Genomic DNA, 6,191 nt, shown 5'->3' on the forward strand with positions numbered 1-6,191 from the left:
TCGAGGTTCTCCCGGTAGGTGCGGTCGGGGATGCGGTAGATCCTGCGCAGCAGGTCGAAGGAGTCACCCAGCGGGAGGTCCCACCACAGCGCGGTGCGCTGCCCGAAGACCACGCCGATCCGGCGGGCCAGCTCGGTCCGGGACCGGCTGGGGTCCAACCCGGCCACCCGCAGCCGACCCGAGGTGGGCACCAGGATCCCGGTGAGCATCTTGATCGTGGTGGACTTCCCCGCGCCGTTGGGCCCCAGGTAACCGACCATCTCGCCGGGGTCGATGGAGAAGGTCACGTCGCGAACCGCCACCACCTCGCGGCGGCCCCGCCGTCCGTCCGGGCGGCGGCCCCGGACGTCGAAGGTCCGGCCGAGCCCCGTGGCCCGGATCAGGGCTGCTTCGTCGTCCATCTCAGCTCCCCGTCGAGGTGTAGTGGCGAAGGCCGGAGCGCCACGCGAGCCAGGTGAGCCCGAGCAGGAAGGCGGCGGCCACCGGCGAGCAGAGCTGGAGCCAGTCCGGCAGCCCGAACGGGTCGGGCAGCCCCAGCAGGAACAGGCACGGGTACCAGTTCACGAACGCGACCGGGAGGACGAAGGTCAGCGACACCACCAGCTCCTTGGGGAAGACGGTGAGCGGGTACTGCGTGAGGGTGTTGCCGCCGTAGGTGAAGGCGTTGGCGAACTCGCTGGAGTCTCCCAGCCAGAACTGCACGCACGAGAACAGCACGAACAGGCAGAAGAAGATCACCGAGGACGAGACCACCATCTGGCCGGCCACCAGCGAGCGCGCCGGCGTCCAGTCCACCCACCAGGCGGCCCAGCCGAAGACGACCAGCGCCTGCAGGATCCGGGAGACCCGGCGCAGCTGGAACCCGTCCGCACAGACCTGGACCAGCACCGGCACCGGCCGGGTCAGCATCACGTCGAGGCTGCCGGTGCGCACCATCGTGCCGATCCGCTCCACGCTTCCGATCAGCAGGTCGGCCACCCCGATGCCCAGCCCGGTGGCGCCGTACAGCAGTGCCACCTGCGGCAGGGTGAAGCCCCCGAGGGTGTCGATGGTGTGAAACATCAGCCAGATCCCGACGAAGTCGAGGCCGGTGATCAGGAAGCCGCCTGCGCTCATCATCCAGAACGAGGCCGGGTAGGCCAGCGACGCACGCACCCACATGCCGGCGATGTGGCCGTACTGCCGAGCGACCAGGACCGGCTCAGCCACCCTGGACCACCACCCGGCGGGTCGCGGCCCGGACCATCAGCTGCCCGGCGCCGAGCAGGACGCCGATCCACAGCGTCTGCAGCGCCAGCGCGGCAACCAGCGCTGACCCCGTCCGCTGGCCGAGCCAGACGTCGATCGGCGTCTGCACGATCGAAGCCCACGGCAGGACGAGGCTGATGCTGCGCAGCGGCTCGGGGAAGATCACCAGCGGCAGCATCATGCCGCTGAAGAAGATGGCGACGGCGCCCGCGAGCACCCGCGGGCCGTTGGCGTCCAGCAGCCAGAACGCGCTGCCGGCGACCAGAAACCGCAGCCCGAAGCTCACCACCACGGCGAGCACGACGCTGACCGCGAACCCGACGGCCGCGGCCGCCCCGGCCGGTGGTCGGATCTCGAAGAGGAGGGCACCGACGGCCATCGGCAGCAGGCCGCGGACCAGGAAGTGGTACGCCGCGCGGCCCAGGTCCGCCGCGAGGAACCAGCCGAGCAGGCTCGCCGGCCGGTAGAGGTCCAGGGCGATGGCGCCGGTGCGCACCCGGTCGGTCAGGTCGTCGGTGCTGCCCCCGCCCCACAGGGCGACGGTCATCAGCAGCGCCTGGCCCAGCCACACGAAGGTGACCGCGTCGACCGCGTCGTAGCCGCCGGCGTGCGGACGCTCCTCCCACAGGGCCAGGTAGGCGAAGCTGTAGACCACCCCGAACACGCTGTTGGTGAACACCCCGGCGGCAGTGGCGGCCCGGTAGGTGGCGAACCGACGGAAGGACCGGGTGGCGACGGCGCCGTAGAGACCGGGCGCAGGCACCTCAGTGCTGGTAGGTGCCGTGCAGGATCGCCCGACCCAGCGTCTTGAAGGCGAGGTTGAACGACACCACGGCGGGGGAGGCGTCCGAGTCGACGCCCAGTGAGTCCTCGCCGACGGCGTGCACGACGAAGAAGTAGCGGTGCACCTGGTCACCCTGGGGCGGTGCGGCCCCCATGAACCCCTTGCCGCCGCCGTCGTTGCGGCAGTGGAAGGCGGAGCCGGGCAGGGGACCGGAGGCCGCACCGGTCGCCAAGGAGGTGCAGCTCGGCGGCAGGTCGACCAGCACCCAGTGCCAGAAGCCGCACGGCGTCGGGGCGTCGGGGTCGAGGCAGGTGACCACGAAGGAGCGGGTCCCCTCAGGGGCCCCGGACCACGAGAGCTGGGGCGAGGTGTTGCCGAGCGCGGCGACCTGGTCGTCCTTGAGGGGGGCGCCGGCAGTGACGTCGGCGCTGGTCACGGTGAAGGAGGCGGTCGCGGGGAGCAGATCGTAGGGGTTGGGGGCGACGGGTCGTTCGATGCTCATGCCTCGGACCCTAGCCAGGTGGCGTGGCCGAGGCCAGCAACAATGAGCCGATGGACGACAGCGACCTCCCGCCCTACCCGTCGGGGCTGCGGCTGGGGGGACGGCGGGTCGTGGTGGTGGGCGGCGGCAACGTGGCCCAGCGCCGGGTGCCCGCCCTGCTGGCCGCCGGCGCCCGCGTCGAGGTGGTGTCCCCGGCGCTCACCCCGGCGATCGAGGGCATGCTCCCCGAGCTCGTCTGGCACCCGCGCGGTTTCGAGGCGGCAGACCTCGACGGCGCGTGGTACGTGATCGCCGCGACCGACCGCCCGGAGGTGAACGAGGCGGTCTCCGCGGCTGCCGAGGAACGCCGGATCTTCTGTGTCCGCTCCGACGACGGCCGGGCAGCGACGGCCTGGACCCCGGCGGTCGGTCGCCACGACGGGGTGAGCGTCGCCGTGCTCGGCAACCGGCAGCCCCGACGGTCCGCGGCCCTGCGCGACGAGATCCTCACCGGTCTGCGCGAGGGCACCCTGAGCGCCAGGGGCGCCCACGACCGGTCACCGGGCGTCGTGCTCGTCGGTGGTGGCCCGGGTGACCCCGAGCTGGCGTCGGTCGCCGCCCGGCACGCCCTGGCCTCGGCCGACGTCGTGGTGGCCGACCGGCTCGCGCCCCGCGAGCTGCTGGACGGGCTCGGGCCCCACGTGGAGCTCGTCGACGTCGCCAAGCTGCCTCGAGGCCGCTCGGCGCGGCAGGACCAGATCAACCAGCTGCTGGTGGACCGGGCCCGGGCCGGCCGTCGCGTGGTGCGCCTCAAGGGCGGGGACGGCTTCGTGTTCGGTCGAGGCTTCGAGGAGCTGCTGGCCTGCCGGGCCGCCGGCGTGCCGGTCAGCGTCGTCCCCGGGCTGACCTCGGCGCTGGCTGTCCCGGCCCGGGCCGGTATCCCGGTGACCCACCGCGGCGTCGCCCACGACTTCACCGTGGTCAGCGGTCACCTCCCGCCCGGCCACCCCGACTCCTTGGTGGCGTGGGACGCGCTGGCCCGGCTGCGCGGCACCCTGGTCCTGCTGATGGCGGTCGAGAACGCTGCGGCGATCGCAGCCGTGCTGGTGGCCGGCGGGCGCCCCCCGACCACCCCGGTGGCGGTGGTGGCCGAGGGCACCATGCCGGGCGAGCGGCTCGTCGAGTCGATGCTGGCCGACCTCGGGGCCGACCTGGAGCGCGAGCAGGTCCGCCCGCCGGCGGTCATCGTGGTCGGCGACGTGGTCGACGTCGCCCGGGTGGGACGGGACGCACCGGCCGATGGCTGAGCTGGTGACCGTCACCGCGGCGGACGACCCGCGGCTGGCCGACTACCGCGACCTGCGCGACGTGCAGCTGCGCAGGCACGTGGAAGCCGAGCGGGGGCTCTTCCTGGCCGAGGGGGAGAAGGTGGTCCGCCGGGCCGTGGAGGCCGGTTTCACGCCGCGCTCCTTCCTGATGGCCGAGCGCTGGCTGGACGGTCTCGCCGACGTGCTGGCCACCTCCACCGCCCCGTGCTACGTGGTGACCGAGGCGCTGGCCGAGCAGGTGACGGGGTTCCACGTGCACCGTGGCGCACTCGCCTCCCTGGAGCGGCGACCGCTCCCGCCGGTGGCCGAGGTCCTGGCTGGAGCGCGGACCGTGCTGGTGCTCGAGGACGTCGTCGACCACACCAACGTCGGCGCGATCATGCGCAGCGGAGCCGCCCTCGGCGTGGACGCCGTGCTGCTCGCGCCGCGCTGTGCGGACCCGCTCTACCGGCGCTCGGTCAAGGTCGCGATGGGGGCGGTGTTCACGCTGCCCTGGACCCGGCTTCCGGACTGGTTCGACGCGCTGCCGACGGTGTCCGCCGCCGGGTTCACGACCGTCGCGCTGACGGTGGCGCCCGGCGCGCTCCCCCTCGAGGAGGCGGTGGCCGGCCTGGGACGGCTCGCACTGGTCCTCGGCTCGGAGGGCCACGGCCTGTCCGACCGCTGGGAGCGCGCCGCCGACCGCAGGGCCACGATCCCGATGCGTGAGGGCATCGACTCCCTCAACGTGGCCGCGGCGACCGCGGTCGCCTGCTACGTGGCCCGCCACCGCTGAGGCCGGGGCCTCACGTCGCGGGCCAGCCGGCCGGGAAGTCGCCGGCCGCGGCGTCGTGGGCCTTCTGCAGCTTCTTGCGCTGCCGGGTCGGCAGCCGGTCCCCGAACACCGTGCCCCGGGTGTGGTCGGTCTCGTGCTGCAGGCAGCGGGCCAGCAGCCCGTCGCCGGAGTAGGTCACCGGTGTGCCGTCGAGACCCTGACCGGTCACCGTGGCACGGTCGGGCCGGGCACAGCTGACGAAGGCTCCCGGGAGGGAGAGGCAGCCCTCCTCGCCCTCGTCGAGACTCCGCTCGCGCCCTCCCGGAAGGATCAGCTCCGGGTTGCAGACGACTCCCGCGACGTGCGTCCCGCTGTCGTCGGGGCAGTCGAAGACGAACATCGCCAGGTCCACGCCGATCTGGCAGGCCGCCAGGCCGACCCCGTCGGCGGCGTACATGGTGGCCACCATGTCGGCTGCCAGGCTGGACAGCTGGGCGTCGAAGACACGCACGGGCTGCTGCACCCGGTGCATCACCGGGTCCCCCCACCGGGTGATCGGCCGGACCGAGCCGCCCGGGGGCAGGGGGGCGGGCGGGACCTGAGGGTCGGGCGGCGGCATGGCGGAATCCTAGGGGTGGGTGCGGACCCTCTCTCGCGCGGGAGACCACACCGGGACGCCGGGCGGGACGCATGGTGTAACTCGGAGTTACACTGCCGACATGCCGTTCGACCTCGCTCCCACCGAGGACGAGCAGCAGCTGGTCGAGGCGGCCCGGCAGTTCGCCGCGGAGGTGCTGCGCCCGGCAGCGGCCCTGGCCGACGCCGAGGCCCGGGCTCCGGCCGAGGTCGTGGCCGCGGGCCGGACGATGGGCTTCGACCTGCTGGGCGTGCCCGAGGAGCGGGGCGGGGTCGGGACGCCGTCGGCCCCGCTGGCGCTGGCCCTGGTCACGGAGGCGCTCGCGTACGGGGACATGGGTCTGGCTGTGGCGGTGCTGGCCCCGGGGTCGGTGGCCACCGCGGTGGCCCGGTGGGGGACCCCGGAGCAGCACGCCCGGGCGCTGTTGGACGGTCGGCCGCCCCGCGGCGCGCTCGCGCTGAGCGAGCCCACCGTCCTGTACGACGCCGCCCGCCCCGGCACCACCGCCACCCGCGACGGGGAGTGGCTGGTGCTCGCGGGCGAGAAGTCGCTGGTGCCCGGCGGTCTCGACGCCGAGCTCTTCGTGGTGGGCGCGTTGCTCGACGACCGCCCGGTCCTGGTCCTCGTGGAGGCTTCCACGAGCGGTCTGGAGGTGGTGCCCGAGCCGGGCATGGGGGTGCGCGCGTGCGCTCCGGCGCGGCTGAGTCTGGCCGAGGTCAGGGTTCCCGCAGGATCCGTGCTCGGCGCCACCGACGGCTCGACGTACACCACGTGCGTCCAGCTGTCCCGCCTGGCCTGGTGCCTGCTGGGGGCCGGCGCCGGCCAGGCGGTTCTGGACCACGTCGTCCCCTACGTGCAGCAGCGCGAGGCGTTCGGCGAGCCGATCGCCCACCGCCAGTCGGTCGCCTTCACGGTCGCCGACCTCGCCATCGAGCTGGAGTCGCTGCGACTCCTCACCT

Annotated in this window: 8 protein-coding genes; 3 read left to right on the top strand and 5 right to left on the bottom strand. The window is 73.8% G+C overall.

Annotated elements, in window-relative coordinates:
• The 4 genes from PLP61_RS14130 to PLP61_RS14145 form a co-directional block, all read right to left on the bottom strand.
• On the bottom strand, window positions 1-401 hold a 401-nt coding region (locus PLP61_RS14130; protein ID WP_324503387.1), incomplete at its 3' end, for an ATP-binding cassette domain-containing protein.
• 1 nt (window position 402) lies between these two features.
• A complete protein-coding gene (locus PLP61_RS14135) occupies window positions 403-1,209 on the bottom strand; it encodes an ABC transporter permease (protein WP_324503388.1) in 807 nt (268 codons plus the stop codon).
• Window positions 1,202-2,011: an ABC transporter permease gene (locus PLP61_RS14140; RefSeq protein WP_324503390.1), complete on the bottom strand. Its 810-nt coding sequence runs from the start codon at window positions 2,009-2,011 to the stop codon at window positions 1,202-1,204. Before PLP61_RS14140 ends, PLP61_RS14135 begins: the two co-directional genes overlap by 8 nt.
• Before the next feature lies 1 nt (window position 2,012).
• Window positions 2,013-2,534 carry a YbhB/YbcL family Raf kinase inhibitor-like protein gene (locus PLP61_RS14145; RefSeq protein ID WP_324503391.1) on the bottom strand — a complete coding sequence of 174 codons (522 nt, stop codon included), beginning with the start codon at window positions 2,532-2,534 and terminating at the stop codon, window positions 2,013-2,015.
• 50 nt (window positions 2,535-2,584) lie between these two features.
• Between PLP61_RS14145 and cobA the strand changes: the two genes are divergently transcribed.
• Both cobA and PLP61_RS14155 read left to right on the top strand, forming a co-directional pair.
• A complete protein-coding gene (cobA, locus tag PLP61_RS14150; RefSeq protein WP_324503392.1) occupies window positions 2,585-3,820 on the top strand; it encodes a uroporphyrinogen-III C-methyltransferase in 1,236 nt (411 codons plus the stop codon).
• Window positions 3,813-4,616, top strand: coding sequence for a TrmH family RNA methyltransferase (locus tag PLP61_RS14155; RefSeq protein ID WP_324503393.1), 804 nt, complete (start codon window positions 3,813-3,815; stop codon window positions 4,614-4,616). Before cobA ends, PLP61_RS14155 begins: the two co-directional genes overlap by 8 nt.
• A gap of 10 nt (window positions 4,617-4,626) precedes the next feature.
• Here PLP61_RS14155 and def read toward each other — a convergent pair whose 3' ends face one another.
• Window positions 4,627-5,214 carry a peptide deformylase gene (gene def, locus PLP61_RS14160; RefSeq protein ID WP_324503394.1) on the bottom strand — a complete coding sequence of 196 codons (588 nt, stop codon included), beginning with the start codon at window positions 5,212-5,214 and terminating at the stop codon, window positions 4,627-4,629.
• Window positions 5,215-5,314: 100 nt separating this feature from the next.
• On the opposite strand from def, the gene PLP61_RS14165 reads away from it, so the two are divergent.
• Window positions 5,315-6,191: acyl-CoA dehydrogenase family protein (locus PLP61_RS14165; protein ID WP_324503396.1), on the top strand; the 877-nt coding region annotated here is incomplete at its 3' end.

Source organism: Nocardioides sp. (assembly GCF_035429765.1).
In the GTDB taxonomy this organism is placed as follows: domain Bacteria; phylum Actinomycetota; class Actinomycetes; order Propionibacteriales; family Nocardioidaceae; genus Nocardioides.

Bases quoted from the DNA above. Each gene is read 5' to 3' on its own strand.
- PLP61_RS14155 (WP_324503393.1), top strand. From the start codon at position 3,813: ATGGCTGAGCTGGTGACCGTCACCGCGGCGGACGACCCGCGGCTGGCC.
- cobA (WP_324503392.1), top strand. From the start codon at position 2,585: ATGGACGACAGCGACCTCCCGCCCTACCCGTCGGGGCTGCGGCTGGGG.
- def (WP_324503394.1), bottom strand. From the start codon at position 5,214: ATGCCGCCGCCCGACCCTCAGGTCCCGCCCGCCCCCCTGCCCCCGGGC.
- PLP61_RS14145 (WP_324503391.1), bottom strand. From the start codon at position 2,534: ATGAGCATCGAACGACCCGTCGCCCCCAACCCCTACGATCTGCTCCCC.